We start from the raw sequence: 16843 nt of genomic DNA on the forward strand, positions 1-16843 counted from the left end.
TCACGGGAGCTCGGGGACGGCCGTGGCGGCCGGGATCCACTGCTGCTCGAGGTCGGCCAGGGTGCCGTCGGCCTCGAGGGCGTCGAGCGCCTCGTCGACGCACGGCACCAGGCCGCTGCCCTTCTCGAAGAGCAGGCCGAACTGCTCGGTCTGGTCCTCGGCGACCTGGAACTGGCCGACGATCCTCGCCTTCGGGATCTCGGCCGCGGTGATGTAGAGCGCGGTCGGGAGGTCGGCCACGATCCCGTCGACCTGGTCGTTGAGCAGGGCCTGCTTGGCGGCGTTGGTGTCCTCGAAGACGAGCGGGTCGTCGCCGGGCTGGATCACGTCGCGGATCGCCGTGAGCGACGTGGTGCCGGTCTGGGCGCCGAGGCGGTAGTCGGCCAGGTCGGCGACGCTGGACGCGTCGGACACCGGCGAGTCGTCGAGGGCGATGACGGCCTGGCTCGCGGTGTAGTAGCCGCGGGAGAAGTCGACGGCCTGGGCGCGCTCGGGGCTGATCGAGACCTGGTTGACGTCGAAGTCGAACTTCTTCTCGCCCGGGGCGTAGGAGTTGTTGAACGGCACCGTGACCCAGGTGACGTCGTCGGCGGCGAAGCCGAGCCGGTCGGCGACGGCGTAGGCCACGGCGGACTCGAAGCCCTTGCCGTTCGTCGGGTCGTTGTCGGCGAACCACGGCTCGTAGGCCGGGGAGTCGGTGCCGATCGTCAGCGTGCCGTCGGTCAGCAGGGGCAGGTCGGCGACGTCGCAGGACGCGGTCTCGCCGGTGCCGCCGCTGCCGTTGTCGGCGGCGTCGTCGTCCTCGGCGGGCGCGCAGGCGGTGATGGCCGCGGTGAGCGCGGCGGTGAGCAGGACGGGGAGCGCGGCGTGCGAGAGGCGACGGTGCATGTCGAAATCGTAGGGCCGCACCCCCGCCGCCGCCGCCGCGGCCTCAGACCTGGACGGCGACGCCCCGCTCGAGGAGGCCGTCGACGTCGTCGACGCCCCACGCGGCGAGCGCCGCGCGGGTGTGCTGGCCGGGCAGCGACGGCGGCGTGGTGAGCGTCGCCCCGGTGCGGGAGAAGCGCGGGGCGGGCGCCGGCTGGGTGAGCCCGTCGCGCTCGACGAAGGTGCCGCGGGCGGCGAGGTGCGGGTGCCGGGCGGCCTCGCTGAGGGGGATGATCCCGGCCACGCACGCGTCGGTGCCCTCGAAGAGCTCGACCCACTGCGCCTGGGTGCGGCCGGCGAAGGTGTCGGTGAACAGCCGCCGCATCTCGTCGTAGCGATCCAGGTCGGTCTGTCCCGGGCAGGTGCCCTCGAGGCCGAGGAGCCGGACCAGGGTGGCGAAGAACTGCGGCTCGAGCGCGCCGACGCTCATGTGCCGGCCGTCGGCGGTCTCGTAGACGTCGTAGTACGGGACGCCGCCGTCGAGCAGGTTGGCGGCCCGCTCCTCGCGGTAGTGCGGCTCGTGGGCGAAGGCACTGGTCATCGCGTTGAGGTGGGCGGTTCCGTCGACGATCGCGGCGTCGACGACCTGGCCCCGGCCCGAGACCCTCGACTCGAGCAGCGCGGCCAGCAGCCCGATGACGAGGTAGGTCGACCCGCCACCGAAGTCGCCGACCAGGTTGGCCGGGAAGTGCGGGCGGGCCGGGTCCTGGCCGAGCCCGAACAGGGCGCCGGTGATCGCGACGTAGTTCATGTCGTGCCCGGCGGCCTGGGCGAGCGGGCCCTCCTGGCCCCACCCGGTCATCCGGCCGTAGACCAGGCGCGGGTTGACCTCCAGGCACGTCTCGGGCCCGAGGCCGAGGCGCTCGGTGACACCGGGCCGCAGCCCCTCGACGAGCAGGTCCGCGTCGGCGACCAGGCGCAGGACGACGGCCGCGGCGTCGGGGTTCTTCAGGTCGAGCGCGACGCTGGGACGGCCGCGGTTGAGCAGCATCGCCGGGCCGCCGCCCAGCCCGGGCGGGCCGGGCCGCTCGACCCGGATCACGTCGGCACCGAGGTCGGCCAGGATCATGCACGCGTGCGGACCGGGGCCGAGGCCCGCGATCTCGACGACCTTGACGCCGCGCAGCGGCCCGGTCCCCTGCCCCAGCTGGATCTCGCTCGTCTCGTCGACCATCCCGCGATCCTGCCACCCACGCTGCCAGTACCGCTGTCAGCGTCCGCGTCCTACGGTGGTCGCCATGAGCCACGAGGACTGCCGGGCATGACCGGCGCCGTCGACACCGCGCTGGTCCGCGACCTCACCGACGACGAGGCGCGCGCCGCGCTGGTCTGCAAGTGGGGCGAGGTCGAGGCCGACGTGCTGCCGGCCTGGGTGGCCGAGATGGACTACGCCGTCGCCGAGCCGATCACCGCCGCGCTGCACCGCGCGGTCGACGCCGGGATGACCAGCTACCCCCGCCCCGGCGGGGGCGGCCCGCTCGGCGCGGCCTACGCCGGGTTCGCGGCGCGCCAGTTCGGCCACGACGTCGACCCGGAGCGCGTCGTGCCGACGGTCGACGTCACCGCCGGCGTCCGCCTCGCCCTCGACGTGGCCGCGGGGCCCGGTGCCCTCGTGATGCCGGTGCCGGGCTACAGCCCGCAGCTGGCGATGGCCGCGATCACCGGCCGCGAGCGTCGCGACCTGGTCGTCCACCCCGACGACGAGCGGGCCGAGCTCGACCTCGACCAGCTCGACCACCACTTCGCGAACGGCGCCCGCGCGCTGCTCCTCACGCAGCCGCACAACCCGTGGGGCCGGGTCTTCACCCGTGCCGAGCTGGAGGGGGTGCGCGACGTCGTCCTGCGCCACGGCGGCTTCGTGGTCTCCGACGAGATCCACGCGCCGCTGGTGCTCGACGGCCGCGAGCACGTGCCCTACCTCGCGGTCGAGGGCACCGCCGAGCACGCCGTGGCGGTCGTGGCGGCGTCCAAGGCCTTCAACGTCGCCGGCCTCAAGTGCGCCCAGCTGGTGACGGCGTCCGACCGGCTGCACGAGGCGCTCGTCTCGGCGCCGATGGCCCGCAACGACTCGTGGTCGGTGCTTGGGGTGGAGGCCTCGGTCGCGGCCTACACCGAGGGCGACGCGTGGCTCGACGCCCTGCGGGCCCGGCTCACCGCGCAGCGCGACCTGCTCGTCACCCTGCTGGCCGAGCACCTGCCGCTGGCCAGGATGCGACCGGTCGAGGCGACCTACCTCGCCTGGATCGACCTGCGCGCCTACGGCCACGACGACCCGGCGGCCGTCGCGCTCGCGCGGCAGCGGGTGCGACTCGCGCCGGGGCACGACTACCAACCCGGGCTCACCGGGCACGTGCGGCTGAACTTCGCGACCAGCCCGGAGCGGCTCGCCGAGGTCGTGCGCCGCCTCGCCTCCGCGGTGGCACCCCGCGCCACCTAGGCTGACCGCCGTGAAGATCACCGTCATCGGGTGTGGTTACCTCGGCGCGACCCACGCCGCCTGCATGGCCGAGCTCGGCCACGAGGTCCTCGGCGTCGAGATCGACGACGCGAAGCGGACGGCGCTGGCCGCCGGCACCGTGCCGATGTACGAGCCCGGGCTCGAGGACCTGCTGGCCAAGCACGTCGCGACCGGGCGGCTGCGCTTCACCGACTCATACGCGGAGGCGGGCGCCTTCGCCGACCTGCACTTCGTCTGCGTCGGCACCCCCCAGCTCGCCTCCAGCCTCGGCGCGGACGTCTCCCACGTCGAGGCGGCGGTGCGGTCGCTGGCGCCCCACGTCGCGCGCCCGGCCCACGTCGTGGGCAAGTCGACCGTGCCGGTCGGCACCGCGGCCCGGATGGCCGCGCTGCTGGCCGAGCTGGCCCCGGCCGGCGCCGGCGCCGAGCTGGTCTGGAACCCCGAGTTCCTCCGCGAGGGCTTCGCGGTCCAGGACACCCTCGAGCCCGACCGGATCGTCCTCGGCGTCCCCTCGCCGGGTGCCGAGCAGGCGCTGCGCGCGTTCTACGCGCCGATGGCCGAGGCCGGGACGCCGTTCGTCGTCACCGACTACGCCACCGCCGAGCTCGTGAAGGTCTCGGCCAACGCGTTCCTCGCGACCAAGATCTCCTTCATCAACGCCGTCGCCGAGGTCTGCGACGCCGCCGGCGCCGACGTGGTCGCGCTCGCGGACGCGATCGGCCACGACGTCCGGATCGGGCGGCGCTTCCTCAACGCCGGCGTCGGGTTCGGCGGCGGCTGCCTGCCCAAGGACATCCGTGCCTTCGTGCACCGCGCCGGCGAGCTGGGGGTCGAGGACGCGATGTCGTTCCTGCGCCAGGTCGACGACATCAACCAGCGTCAGCGGGCCCGCGCCACCGAGATCGTCCAGGGCATGCTCGGCGGCTCGGTGCTCGGCGCCCGGATCGGCGTGTGGGGCGCGGCGTTCAAGCCCGACTCCGACGACGTCCGCGACTCCCCCGCGCTCAGCATCGCCGGGCAGCTGCACCTCGGCGGCGCGCACGTGACCGTCTACGACCCGAAGGCGGCGGCCACCGCGGCCGCGCGCTTCCCCACCCTGCGCTACGCCGACTCGGCCGTCGACGCCGCCCGCGACGCCGACGTCCTGCTGCACCTCACCGAGTGGCCCGAGTTCCGCAGCGTCGACCCCGCCGACGTCGGCGCCGTGATGACCCACCGCCGGCTGCTCGACGGCCGCAACCTGCTCGACCTCCCCGCCTGGCGGGCCGCCGGCTTCGAGGCGCGGGGGCTGGGCACGAGGTAGGCCCGGTCGTCAGGGCGTCCAGCGCGGGTCGGGCTCGAGCAGCCGCGACGGCCGGAAGCCCGACCAGGTGGCGACGGTGCGCGACGGGTCGAGCAGGTAGTCGAGGTCGGCCTGCCAGGTGTGGCCGGTCGCGTTGCGGCGCAGCACGTAGCCCAGGCCGTGGGTGCGGTACGTCGCCGCACCCAGCGCGTCGAGGGCGTCGATGAGCTGGGCGTCGACCCACTTGCGCACCGGCCGGAAGCCGCCGGCGTCGCGCAGCGCCATCCGGTCGACCATCATCGTGCCGCCGGCGACGAACGCGGTGTAGACCTCGACCGGGTGGCCGCGCTTCGCGGTCAGGTCGGCCTCGGCGAGGTAGTGCAGCTCGGCCGGCATCCCGACCATCTCCGCGCCCGACCACGCGCGGGCGCGCAGCAGGTCGGCGACGACGTCGGGGGCGTACCAGTCGTCGTCGTCCATCTTGAGCACGACGTCGCCCCCGGCCGCGCGGGACGCCGCGTGCAGCACGTCGCCGAACAGCGTGGTCTCCGGCTGCGGCAGCACCTGCACGGCGACACCCGGGCCCACGGCGTCCTGCACGCGGGCGGCCGGGACGTCGAAGCCGTGCGGGGCCAGCACCAGCTCGAGGGACCCGACCCCGCGCTGGCGGGCGACCTGCGCGAGGGCGAAGTCGAGCATGTCGGCGCGCCGCGTGGCGAGCAGGATGCTGACGCTCGGGTGCGCCGGCGCGCCCCCCGAACGCCGGGCCAGGGTCGAGAAGCGGTCGAAGGCCGCCCGGCGCAGCAGGACGCTGTGCTCCTCGCGCGCGGTGGCGTCGGCGAGGTCGACCGGAGCGGTGATCGCGTCGCGGAGCGCCGCTCCGAGCTCGTCGGGGGCGCTGCTCGCCACCACCGGGACGCCGGCCAGGGCGAGGGCCGCGGCGGCGCGGGTGGCGGCGGCGTCCCAGGTGCGGACCCTGACCGCGGCCGCCGGGCGGAGGGCGGTCACGACCGCGGCCGTCACCTCGCCGCGGCCGACGGCGTCGGCCAGGTCGACGACGGGGCCGTCGGCGGTGGGGACGAACCCGGCCGGGTTGAGCACCCGCTCGTCGAGGAGGCCCGGACCGGCCGGACCGTCACCGGCACCGAGGGCGGCGCCGTCGTCGGCACCGTCGTCGGGACCGACCGTGCGGACCACGCTCGCGGCCCGGTCGCCCCACACGGCCTGGCGGCCGACCTCGGTGACCACGGCGGCGACGTCGACCGGGGCGGCGAACCGGAGCACGGTCCACCAGGCGCCCTCGACCCGGCGCGAGACGACGGCCGTGAGCGCCGGCCACTCGGGCCGGCCGAGCAGCGCCACGGCACCGTCGCCGCCGTGCAGGCCGACCTCGCTGGTGAGGACGCCGGCGGGCCAGGTGTGGCCGCGGGGCGCGCCGACCACGGCGACCCGCGGGTGGGTGGCGGGCTCGCTGGTCGCCGCGAGCAGGTGGCCGCCGCCGGGGCGGTCCAGGAAGCGGCGGACCGGCGCCGGCAGGGCGGCGGGCTCACCCATCCCGGGGTCCGGGGCGGCCGACCAGCGGCCGCCGGGCCTGGGGCAGCCAGGTGTCGACGACGTGGTCGACGACGTGGACGCCGGGCGGGGCGACGATGCGGTGCAGGTGCGCGACGTCCTCGCCGCGCCCCTCCCGCAGCGCCGTGACGACCTCGCGCTCGCGCTGCTTGCGCCGGACCCGGCGCTGCTCGAGCGCGTCGACGTCGGCCCAGTGGGCGAACTCGTCGGTGTCGAGCCACTTCAGCTCGATGCACAGGCCCTCGGGGGCGATGATCCGCTCCGAGGTCGCGGGGAACTCGCGGACCTCCCACTCGAAGGCCTTGACGAAGGTGAACCCGGGCCCCATCGGGTAGATCCAGGGCTCGAGGAAGCGCGACTGCAGGTCGATCCACGCCTCGCGCTCGTCGACGACGGTGACCGGGTGCCGCGGCACCAGCACGACCGCGCCGCTGCCCGGCAGCTGCCAGGACAGGTCGCGGAGCACGCCGACGCCCTCGGGGGTCAGCACCATGTCGCCGTCCCACTTCATCGAGTAGCTGGTGCGGACGTGGCTGAAGGACCAGTTGTAGAAGTGCGTGAGCGAGTGGACCGAGTCGGGCGGGGTGAGCAGGTGCTCGTGCCCGGCGCGGCTGACCTCGAAGGGGTAGTCGAGGGCGGTGTAGCGCGCGCTGGCACCGGCCTCGGCCGCCACGCGCAGGCCGAGCTCGGCGGTGCCGTCGCCGGAGCGGTTGTCGACGAGGACGACGTGGTCGACGGCCGCGAGCACCGGCGGCAGCACCCACGGCAGGTTGCGGGCCTCGTCGCGGACCCGGAACACGCAGGTGAGCCCGGGCGGCAGCGGCCGGGTCGGGGCGCCGGCGTTCCAGGGCCACCGGACGTCGTAGGTCGGGTCGCCCTCGCGGCACGGGACGTCGGCTCCGGGGGTCGGCATCGTCGCCCGGTCCTCAGACGGTGCCCGGTCGGCCGAGCACCCGTCGCAGCCGGCGGCGCAGCCCGGCCGGGACGGCGGCGCGCACGCCGTGCGGCACCCGGTCGGCGCCCCGCCCGACCACGGCGCGCCCGGGCGCCGGGAGGGTGCGGAGCCCGGCGCGGTGGGCGGCCCGGCTGCTCGACCACGTCAGCGCGGCCGCCTGGTCGTAGGTCGTGGTGTAGTCGGCGCGCACCTCGTCGAGCCGGGCCAGCAGGTCGGCGTCGTCCGGGGTCTCCACGAGGCCACCGAGGGCGTCCCACGCCCGGTCGGCGAGGTCGCGGAGCCCGGCGGGGAGGTCGACGTCGTCCCAGGCTCGGCCGGCGGTGGGGCCGCCGCCTCGCAGGTAGGTGTGCACGGCGCGGATGTCGTTGGCCCCGGCCTCCCGGACCGCAGGCAGGTCGAGCGCGGTGCCGAGCGCGGCGACGGGCACGGTCCAGTCGGCGACGAGGTCGTCGTGGCGCACGAAGGCGCGCGCGGTGCCCCGGGTCGCCCGCTCGGCGTGGAGCTGGCCGTTCAGCCAGCCGGCCACCGACGAGACGTCGGCCGGGTCGTCGTCGGCGCCGCGCGTGGGCCCGGTGCTCGAGGCCGGGTGGCGCAGCACCGTGACGCAGGACAGGTCGGCGTCGCAGCGCAGCGCCGCCGAGCGCCAGACGCCGACGAACCAGGCGAGCCGGGGGTCGCGCAGCACGAGCTCGGGGCCGTCGTCGACGAGGCGCTCCTCCAGCCACCGGTGCACCCGGGCGCGCAGCGGCTCGAGGTGGGCCAGCCGGCCGGTGTCGAACCAGGCCGAGGGGCGGGCGTCGACCGGGTCGACGTTGCAGCGCTGGAGCAGCTCCTCGTGCAGGTCGGCCACCCAGCGCGGCACCTCGCCGGTGGGCGCGGGGTCGGCGCGCCGCTGGGGCGCGCCCATCCCGAGGGTGCGCAGCACGCCGGCGAGCGCGTCACCGCCGCTGCCCTCCGCGCCGAGCACGAGCACCAGGCGTCGTCGGGTCGGCTGGTCGTCCACGGCGCTCAGGGTAGGCCATCGCCGGGGCGCTGCCCGCCGGGCGCGGGCGGGGCCCCCAGCAGGGAGCTGGGCCGGAAGCCGGGCCGCAGCGAGCCCGCCGCGAGCGCCGGGAGGGCGCCGTCGTGGCGGCGCACGTGGCCCAGCCCGTGGGTCCGGTAGACGGTGCCGCCGTCCCGGCGCACGGCCTCGACGGGGTCGACGGCGCCGGCCCCCCGCGGGCCGCCGGGGCGCCGGCGCAGCAGCCTGCGGTCGAGCAGGTAGGTCGGGTCGGGGGCACCCGCGTCGGCGCCGAGGTAGGTCTCGGTCGCCGTCGGACGGCGCCACGTGACGTCGTCGGAGGTGGAGTGGCCGAGCTCGGCCGGCATCGTGACCACGGTGGCGCTGCTGTAGCGGCGGGCGAGCAGGAGGTCGGTGACGACGTCCGGGCCGTACCAGTCGTGGCCGTCGAGCACGAGGACGACGTCGCCGGAGGCCCCCGTCGCGGCGTCGAGGACCGGGCCCGCCACGCCCGAGCCGGACGGGGTGTCGGTGGTCGCGGTCACGACCGTGTGGGCCAGGACGCCCCCGGGCCCGCCGAGGGCGTCGCGCACCCGGCCCGCGTCGGGGGTGAAGCCGTGGGTCACCAGCACCAGCTCGACCTCGTGCCCGCGCTGGCGCGCGACCTGGGCGAGGGCGTGGGCGAGCAGCTCCGGACGGCGCACCACCGCCAGCACGCTCACCGACGGCTCCCCCGCCCCCCGGACGCCGGCGCGCCCGGCGAGGGCGGCGCGGCGTCCGGCCGCGGAGTGCCGGGCCAGCGCGGCCCGCCGCAGCCGCACCGACACCTCCTCCCGGCCGAGGGGGTCGTCGAGGGCCACCACCTGGTCCTCCGGCACACCGTCGGGGGCGTCGAGCACCGGGATGCCGCACATCGCCAGGCCGGCGGCCAGCCGCGGGTCGTGACCGGCCGCGGGCCGGACCCCCTGGGCGTCGCGCAGGGCCGCGACGAGGCCGGGGTCGAGCCGGACCGTGGCCGGGAGGTCGACCACGGGTCGGGTCCACCGCCCCCGGAAGCCCGTCGGGCGGTAGACGGCCTCGTCCAGCGGCTCCGGGGCCTCCGCGGCCCGCAGCACCACCGGACGCCGCCCGGTCGCCTCCGCGACCACCGGCGCCTCGGGCGGGTCGACGACGACGTCGGGCGGGTGCTTGGCCGCCGGGTCGACGTACGACGTGCCGGGAGGGAGCACGCGCACGCCCAGGTGGCCGTCGTCGGCGCGCGGGCCCTCCAGGGCACCGCCGGCGGCGCGGGCCAGCGCCGCCAGCACCGGCCCCGCCGCGAGCCGGCGGTCGAACTCGAACCGGGCGTGCCCCGGGCCCGTCTCCACCGAGGTCAGCGGCGGCCAGGCCGGGTGGGTCCGCAGGGTGGGCGCGGTCGGCCGCGGGCCGGGGTCGACCACGACGACGCCGACCTCGCGGGCCCAGCCGACGCCCTGCGCCCGGCGGGCCTGGCGACGGAGGTCGGCGACGTCGGCCGCGACCAGGAGCACGGTGCGGAACTGGCCCTCGGGCTTGACCGCGCCGGGAGCCATCCGGGTCACGTCCCCGCCGGGGAGCGCGAGGTCGAGGTCGGTGACCACGAGCGCCGGCCGGCGGGCGGCCGCGAGGACCTCGTGGAGGACGTCGACGACGGACCGGTCGGGCATGGCCCCACCGTAGGGCCCCGCCCGACGGGCCGCCCACGAGCCGGCCGCGACCCGCCCGGGCGGCCGGGCGGTGCCGCGCGGGTCAGCCGATCGAGCGGGACTGGGCCGCGATCAGGGCGGCGTACCAGTCGAAGGAGCGCTTCGGCGTCCGGGTCTGGGTGTCGAAGTCGACGTGCACGAGGCCGTAGCGCTGGCTCAGGCCCTCGGTCCACTCGAAGGAGTCCAGCAGCGACCACACGTAGTAGCCGCGGACGTCGACGCCCCGCTCGACGGCCTTCGCGATCGCGCGCAGGTGCTGGTCGAGGTAGTCGATCCGGGCCTGGTCGTCGACGACGCCGTCGGCGTCCGGCTCGCCGTTGAACGCGGCTCCCGACTCGGTGACCACGATGGGCGGGAGGGCGGCCCGGAACCGCGCCCGGAAGGTGATCAGCCACTCGCGCAGGGCGTCCGGGACGATCGTCCACCCGCGGTCGGTGCGGTCGTAGCCGAGCAGCTCGTGCACCTCGAACGGCATCGGCGCGTCCTGCGGGGCCGCGGCGATCCGGATCGGGCTGTAGTAGTTGACGCCGTAGAAGTCGAGCGGCACCCGGATGGCCGCGAGGTCGCCGGGCTGGACGAGCTCCTCGACCAGCGGCTCCAGGTCGGTGGGGTAGCGGCCCAGCAGCATCGGCTCGATGAACAGCCCGTTCCACAGCGAGTCGAAGAGCTTGCTGGCCCCCACGTCGGCGGGATCCTCCGACGACGGCCAGATCGGGGCGTGGTTGTTGGCGCAGCCGACCGAGCGGGCGCCGACCGAGCGCAGCGCCGTCGCGCCGTGGCCGTGCGCGAGCAGCATCTGGTGGCAGACGTGCAGCGCGTCGAAGTGCAGCGCGTAGCCCGGCGCCTGGGTGCCGAGCCCGTAGCCGAGCATCGCGCCGACGTTCGGCTCGTTGATCGGCACCCACGACTCGACCCGGTCGGAGAGCCGCTCGCCGACCACCGCGGCGTACTCCGCGAAGGCGTGGGCCGTCGCCGGGTTGAGCCAGCCGCCGTCGTCCTCGAGGTGCTGGGGCAGGTCGGACTGGTAGAGCGTGGCCATCGGCGAGATCCCGGCCTCGAGCAGGCGGTCGACCATCCGGTCGTAGAAGTCGAGGCCGGCCGCGTTGACCGGGCCGCGACCGGTCGGCAGGACGCGCGACCAGGAGACCGAGAACCGGTACCCGCCGACGCCGAGGCGCTGCAGCAGGCCGACGTCCTCGGGCACGCGGTGGTAGTGGTCGGCCGCGACGTCGCCGGTGCTGCCGTCGACGATGCGGCCGGCCTGGTGGCTGAACGTGTCCCAGATGCAGGGGCCGCGCCCGTCCTCGGCCGTGGCCCCCTCGACCTGGTAGGCAGAGGTCGCGACGCCCAGGACGAATCCGGGCGGCAGCGTGGGCAGGGCGTCCGACTCGGGGCGACCACCGGTGTCGGGGGTTGGCACGGGCACAATGATGCCCGTGAGTGTGGAGATCCGTCGCGGAACTGGCCGGTCCGTCGAGCGTGAGATGGGTCGCCTGAGCCGGCACTCGTTCTCGTTCGGCGCGACGTACGACCCCGACAACCTGCGGTTCGGGCCGATGGTGTGTCACGACGACCACCTGCTCGGTCCCGGGCGCGGCTTCGACACGCACCGGCACAGCAACCTGGTGATCGTCACCCACGTCGTCAGCGGCGAGCTCGTGCACACCGGCCCGACCGGGTCGGCGGTGCTCGGCGCCGGGCGCGTCGCGGTCCTGCGCACCGGCGACGGCACCGAGCACAGCGAGGTGGCGGGTGAGCGGCCGACGCGCTTCGTGCAGACGTGGCTCACCGACGAGGACGGCCGCGGGGCCGACGTCGCCTCCTACGACGTGCTCGACGCCCCGGTCGACGGCGCGGCGGTCGAGCTGCCCGGCGCCCGGCTCACGGTGGTCCGGCTCGCCGACGGGGAGACCGGCACCCTCCCGGCCGCGCCGCTCCTGCACGTCTACGTCGTCCGCGGCGCGCTGCTGCGCAGCTCGCTCGCCGAGCCGCTCCAGGAGGGCGACGCGTTCCGGTTCACCGACGAGCCGGCCCACGAGGTCACCGCCGGCGTCGACACCGAGCTCCTCGTGTGGGCCTTCGCCTGACCCGCTGACCGCCCTCGCACGCCGGCCGGTCGGCCGGCAGCGCAGCCGTCAGCCGAGGACGGCCAGGGCACCGGGCAGCACCTCGGCCACGGCCGCCGGCCCTCCCAGCGGCGGCAGCGTCCCGAGCGGCTCGCCGTCGCCCCCGGCCGGGACGCCCGGTCCCGAACCGGCGTCGGCAGCCAGCTCGACGCGACGCCCGCGGAGCACCGTGACCTCGTCGAGTTGCACGTGGGCGCCGGAGTACACCTTCGGGAACGAGCAGAGCAGGGCCGGGCGCGAGGCCGCCTCGATGACGACGACGTCGAGCAGGCCGTCGTCGAGCACGGCGTCCGGGGCGATCCGCATGCCCTTGCCGTAGTACGCCGAGCCGGCGACGACGACGCAGGCCGCGGCGTACTCGTGGGAGGCTCCGTCGACCGAGACCCGGAACCGGGCCGGCCGGTAGGTGGCCAGGGCCCGGAGCGCGGCGTAGGGGTACTGCAGGGAGCGCGGCAGCCGGTGGGCGCGGTCGACGATCTCGCCGGCGCGCGCGTCGACCCCGGCGTAGACCGAGCCGGCCACGTGGCGCAGCGGGCCGCCGGGCGGCATCCAGGCGATCAGGTCGACGTGGCGCACCTCGGCCTCGAGGAGCCGGCGGGCCTGGCCCTCGGTGTCGTCGGGGAGACCGAGCATCCGGGCGAAGTCGTTGCCGCGCCCGGCCGGCAGCACCCCGAGCGTGCCGCCCGCGGTCGCGACGGCGCCGGCCAGGGACGACAGCATCCCGTCGCCGCCCACCGACACCACGACGTCGCCGCGGGCGACGGCGGCCTCGACGAGCGCGGTCATCGCCCGTGGGCCGGGCGAGTAGGTCACGTCGACCCTGGCGCCGGCGTCACGGAGCAGGCGGGCCACCGGGACCACCGCGCCCGGTGCCGCGCCGCCGCCGGAGGCGGGGTTGACGAGGAACGCGAACGAGCGGGTCACCGGGGCGCCGGTCACGGGACCAGGACGCCGGGGTTGAGGATCCCGGTCGGGTCGAGGTCGGCCTTGACCGCCCGCAGCACCGACGCCCCCAGCTCGCCGATCTCCCGGGTCAGCCACGGCTTGTGGTCGGTGCCGACGGCGTGGTGGTGGGTGATCGTCGCGCCGGCCGCCACGATCGCGTCGCTGGCGGCCGCCTTCGCCGCGCGCCACCGCGGCAGCGGGTCGGCGCCGGCCCGGGTCGCCACGGTGAAGTAGAGCGAGCAGCCGGTCTCGTAGACGTGCGAGACGTGGCAGAGCACGATCGCGTCGGCGCCGAGCGAGGCGGTCAGCGCCTGCTTGACGGCGGCGTGCAGCGCGGCGCGCCGGGACCAGAACGTGGCGGTCTCGAGCGTCTCGACCAGCACGCCGACGTCGAGCATCGAGTCGCGCAGGTACGGCGCGTCGAAGCGGCCGTGCACCCAGGCCGCGCCCGGCCCCTCGCCCAGCGGCGTGCCGCCGAGCCCCTCGAGGACGCCGGTGACCGCGGCCCGCCGGGCCGCGACGACGTCCGGCTCGCCCTCGTGCCCGACGATCATCAGGCAGCCACCGGCCGGGGCGGCGCCGACCTCGTCGGGGTGGGCGAGGTTGAGGGCGGTCTCGTCCTCGTCGGAGAGCCGGATCACGCTCGGCAGCAGGCCGGCCTGCGCGAGGGTGCGCATCGCCTCCGCACCGGCGTCGAAGGACGGCCAGCGCCACCCCTCGTAGGTCGCCGTCGCGGGCCGGCGGCGGACCCGCACCGTGACGGCGGTGATGACCCCGAAGGCCCCTTCCGAGCCGAGGAACAGCTGGCGCAGGTCGGGTCCGGCCGCGCTGGCCGGGGCGCTGCCGAGGGCGACCTCGCCGCGCGGGGTCGCGACCCGCAGCCCGACGACGAGCGCGTCGAAGCGGCCGTAGCCGGCACTGGACTGCCCGCTGGACCGGGTGGCGGCGAAGCCGCCGATCGTGGCGTGCTCGAACGACTGCGGGTAGTGCCCCAGGGTCAGGCCCTCGGCGGCGAGGAGCGCCTCGGCCTCCGGGCCGCGCAGGCCCGGCTCGAGCGTCGCGGTCATCGAGACGCGGTCGACGTCGAGGAGCCGCTTCAGGCGCACCAGGTCGAGCGAGACCAACCCGGCGTACCCCTCGCGCCGCGCGACCAGGCCGCCGGTCACCGACGTCCCGCCACCGAAGGGGACGACGGCGACGTGGTGCTCGACGGCCCAGGCGAGCACGGCGGCGACCTGCTCGTGGTCGCCGGGGCGGACCACGACGTCGGGCGCGTCGGTGAGGTCGCCGGCCCGGGCGCGCACCAGGTCGGGCGTCGACTTGCCGCGCGTGCGCAGGCGACGGGTCTCGTCGTCGTCCAGGACGTGCTCCGGCCCGACGACGGCGCGCAGCGACGCCACCAGGTCGGCGGCCAGGCCCGAGGTCGGCAGGGCGCCGAGCACGGTCGGCTGCTCGTCCAGCCCGAAGGCGAGCTCCACGAGGTCGCGCGCCGCCGCGGGGAGCGGGGTCGCCGACGACGGGGCGCCCCACCGCGTGGGGTGCATCTCGGACTGGACGAACGGGATCTCGGTGGGAGTCACATGTTACAGTGTGACATATGACGTCACTTCGTCACATCCCGCCGTCCGAGAGCACCTTCCTCGACGCCGCCCGGGCGTGCATCCTCGACGTCGGGTGGCGGCGCACCACGCTGACCGAGGTCGCCCGCCGGGCCGGGGTGTCGCGGATGACGATCTACCGCACCTGGGCCGACATGCCGACCCTGCTCGGCGACCTGATGACCCGCGAGTGGATGAGGATCGTCGCCACGAACCGCACCGGCGACGCGTTCGTGGGCGCCGACAGCGTCGCGGGGCTCGTCGAGCGGGTCGTCACCACGATCCGCGCCCTGCGGCACAACGAGCTGTACGTCCGGATCGTCGAGCTCGACCCCGAGCTGGTGCTCCCCTACCTGCTCTCGCGCCGCGGCCGCTCGCAGGACCACGTCCTGCGGCTCACCGAGCGCGCGATCGCCGACGGCCAGGCCGCCGGCCTGGTCCGCGCCGGCGACCCCGCCACGATGGCCCGCGCCCTCGTCCTCGCCGCCCACGGGTTCGTGCTGTCCTCGCACACGATGCTCGACGACGACGTCGACCAGGACGCGCTCGACGCCGAGCTGACGCTGCTGCTCACCCGCGCGCTGGTGCCGTGACCACACCCGCGCGCACCCGCCCGCCCGACCGGCGCCCCGCGACCCGCGTCGCCGCCGGCCTCGACGGCGCCCCGGACTCCGTCGACGTCGTCGTCGTCGGGCTGGGCGTCACCGGCGTCGGGGTCGCGCTCGACGCGGTCACCCGCGGGCTGTCGGTGCTCGCCGTCGACGCCCACGACCTCGCCTTCGGCACCTCGCGCTGGTCCTCCAAGCTCGTCCACGGCGGCCTGCGCTACCTCGCCCAGGGCCAGCTCGACGTCGCGCGCGAGAGCGCCGTGGAGCGCGGCGTCCTGATGGAGGTCACCGCGCCGCACCTCACCCACGCGATGCCCTACGTCGTGCCCTTCACCGGCGCGACCAGCCGCACCACCCGCACGCTGACGTCGCTCGGCCTGCACGCCGGCGACCTCCTGCGCCGGGGCGCGCACACCTCGGTCGCCACCCTGCCCCGCCCGCGCCGGGTGTCGGCGACCGAGCTGCTGCGGCTCGCCCCCGGGCTCCGCACCGCCGGCCTCACCGGGGGCTACCTCTCGTGGGACGGCCAGCTCGAGGACGACGCCCGCCTGGTCACCACCATCGCCCGCACGGCGGCCGCCCACGGCGCGCACCTGCGCACCCGGGCCCGCGTCCTGGCCGCCACCGGGCGCTCGGTCGAGCTGCGCGACGAGCTGACCGGTGAGGTCCGCGCGGTCGCCGCCGGCGCCGTCGTCAACGCGACCGGCGTCTGGGCCGGCGACCTCGTCGACGACGTCACCCTCCGCCCCAGCCGCGGCACCCACCTGGTGCTGCGGGCCGAGACCCTGCCGGGGCTGACCACCGCGGTCTTCGCGCCCGTCCCCGGCTCCGGCAACCGCTTCGTCATGGTGCTCCCGCAGCCCGACGGCACCCTGCACGTCGGCCTCACCGACGAGCCGGTCGACGGCCCGGTCCCCGACGTCCCGACGCCGTCGGAGGCCGAGGTCGGGTTCCTGCTCGACGTCGTCGCCGCGGCGTTCGACCGGCCGCTGCACCGCACCGACGTCGTGGGTGCCCACGCCGGGCTGCGGCCGCTGCTGCACGCCGGCCCCGCGACCGACCACGGCCGCCCGACCGCGGACCTGTCGCGCCGCCACGCCGTCCTCACCAGCCGCACGGGGGTCGTCACGATCGTCGGCGGCAAGCTCACGACGTACCGGCGGATGGCCCAGGACGCCCTCGACGCCGCCACCGCCCACCTCGACGCCGGTCCCTGCGTCACCGCCACCCTGCCCCTCCTCGGGGCGGCGCCGCGCGCCGAGCTGGCCGCGCTCGAGCAGCCGGCCCGCCTGGTGCGCCGCTACGGCACCGACGCCGGCCTCGTGCTCGACACCGCCCGCGAGGTCACCCGGCTCGGCGACGAGGAGCTCCTGGCGCCGGTGGCCGACGGCGTCCCGGTGACCCTCGCCGAGCTCGTCTTCGGCGTCACCGACGAGGGCGCGTACGACGTCGCCGACCTGCTCGACCGCCGGACCCGCGTCGGCCTCGTCCCGGCCGATCGCGCCCTCGCCGTCCCCGCCGCCGAGCGCGCGCTCGCCCTCGTCGCCACCGCCCGGGCGTGGTAGCCGAGCCGTTCACCGCCCACCGATGAGTGCGGCCCTCGACCCGGGTCGGTAGGAGCAGGCAGACTGACCAACGGCGGGAGCAC

At 76.4% G+C, this 16843-nt stretch carries 14 protein-coding genes; 5 read left to right on the top strand and 9 right to left on the bottom strand.

The window, feature by feature from the left end; genetic code table 11:
• Window positions 1-888 (bottom strand): ABC transporter substrate-binding protein, encoded by an 888-nt coding sequence (locus FE634_RS20050; RefSeq protein ID WP_137295524.1) that lies wholly within the window; start codon window positions 886-888, stop codon window positions 1-3.
• Window positions 889-931: 43 nt separating this feature from the next.
• Window positions 932-2101: a CaiB/BaiF CoA transferase family protein gene (locus tag FE634_RS20055; protein ID WP_148240915.1), complete on the bottom strand. Its 1170-nt coding sequence runs from the start codon at window positions 2099-2101 to the stop codon at window positions 932-934.
• 87 nt (window positions 2102-2188) lie between these two features.
• Between FE634_RS20055 and FE634_RS20060 the strand changes: the two genes are divergently transcribed.
• Both FE634_RS20060 and FE634_RS20065 read left to right on the top strand, forming a co-directional pair.
• Complete coding sequence (locus FE634_RS20060) at window positions 2189-3364, top strand: MalY/PatB family protein (RefSeq protein ID WP_138876915.1); 1176 nt, start codon at window positions 2189-2191, stop codon at window positions 3362-3364.
• 10 nt (window positions 3365-3374) lie between these two features.
• A complete protein-coding gene (locus FE634_RS20065) occupies window positions 3375-4688 on the top strand; it encodes a UDP-glucose dehydrogenase family protein (RefSeq protein ID WP_262347501.1) in 1314 nt (437 codons plus the stop codon).
• 9 nt (window positions 4689-4697) lie between these two features.
• Here the strand turns inward: FE634_RS20065 and FE634_RS20070 are convergent, their stop codons facing one another.
• From FE634_RS20070 to FE634_RS20090, 5 genes are all read right to left on the bottom strand, one after another.
• A complete protein-coding gene (locus tag FE634_RS20070) occupies window positions 4698-6221 on the bottom strand; it encodes a glycosyltransferase family 2 protein (RefSeq protein ID WP_138876917.1) in 1524 nt (507 codons plus the stop codon).
• Window positions 6214-7152, bottom strand: a complete 939-nt coding sequence (locus FE634_RS20075; protein WP_137295529.1) for a glycosyltransferase family protein — start codon at window positions 7150-7152, stop codon at window positions 6214-6216. The genes FE634_RS20070 and FE634_RS20075 overlap by 8 nt, the downstream gene beginning before the upstream one ends.
• Before the next feature lie 13 nt (window positions 7153-7165).
• Window positions 7166-8197 carry a sulfotransferase family protein gene (locus FE634_RS20080; protein WP_262347502.1) on the bottom strand — a complete coding sequence of 344 codons (1032 nt, stop codon included), beginning with the start codon at window positions 8195-8197 and terminating at the stop codon, window positions 7166-7168.
• Window positions 8198-8202: 5 nt separating this feature from the next.
• Window positions 8203-9879 (bottom strand): glycosyltransferase family 2 protein, encoded by a 1677-nt coding sequence (locus FE634_RS20085; protein WP_148240916.1) that lies wholly within the window; start codon window positions 9877-9879, stop codon window positions 8203-8205.
• A gap of 82 nt (window positions 9880-9961) precedes the next feature.
• Window positions 9962-11338 carry a GH1 family beta-glucosidase gene (locus tag FE634_RS20090; protein ID WP_262347503.1) on the bottom strand — a complete coding sequence of 459 codons (1377 nt, stop codon included), beginning with the start codon at window positions 11336-11338 and terminating at the stop codon, window positions 9962-9964.
• Window positions 11339-11354: 16 nt separating this feature from the next.
• Here FE634_RS20090 and FE634_RS20095 point away from each other — a divergent pair, with 16 nt between their 5' ends.
• A complete protein-coding gene (locus tag FE634_RS20095) occupies window positions 11355-12005 on the top strand; it encodes a pirin family protein (protein WP_170981706.1) in 651 nt (216 codons plus the stop codon).
• A 48-nt stretch (window positions 12006-12053) separates the two neighbouring features.
• Here the strand turns inward: FE634_RS20095 and FE634_RS20100 are convergent, their stop codons facing one another.
• Complete coding sequence (locus tag FE634_RS20100; protein ID WP_262347504.1) at window positions 12054-12968, bottom strand: diacylglycerol kinase family protein; 915 nt, start codon at window positions 12966-12968, stop codon at window positions 12054-12056.
• A gap of 11 nt (window positions 12969-12979) precedes the next feature.
• Window positions 12980-14569 carry an FAD-binding oxidoreductase gene (locus FE634_RS20105; RefSeq protein WP_262347505.1) on the bottom strand — a complete coding sequence of 530 codons (1590 nt, stop codon included), beginning with the start codon at window positions 14567-14569 and terminating at the stop codon, window positions 12980-12982.
• A 17-nt stretch (window positions 14570-14586) separates the two neighbouring features.
• On the opposite strand from FE634_RS20105, the gene FE634_RS20110 reads away from it, so the two are divergent.
• Both FE634_RS20110 and FE634_RS20115 read left to right on the top strand, forming a co-directional pair.
• Window positions 14587-15180 (top strand): TetR/AcrR family transcriptional regulator, encoded by a 594-nt coding sequence (locus FE634_RS20110; RefSeq protein ID WP_138876921.1) that lies wholly within the window; start codon window positions 14587-14589, stop codon window positions 15178-15180.
• Window positions 15177-16760: a glycerol-3-phosphate dehydrogenase/oxidase gene (locus FE634_RS20115; protein ID WP_138876922.1), complete on the top strand. Its 1584-nt coding sequence runs from the start codon at window positions 15177-15179 to the stop codon at window positions 16758-16760. The genes FE634_RS20110 and FE634_RS20115 overlap by 4 nt, the downstream gene beginning before the upstream one ends.
• The last annotated feature ends 83 nt before the right edge of the window (window positions 16761-16843 follow it).

Source organism: Nocardioides sp. S-1144, from assembly GCF_005954645.2.
GTDB classification, from domain to species: domain Bacteria; phylum Actinomycetota; class Actinomycetes; order Propionibacteriales; family Nocardioidaceae; genus Nocardioides; species Nocardioides dongxiaopingii.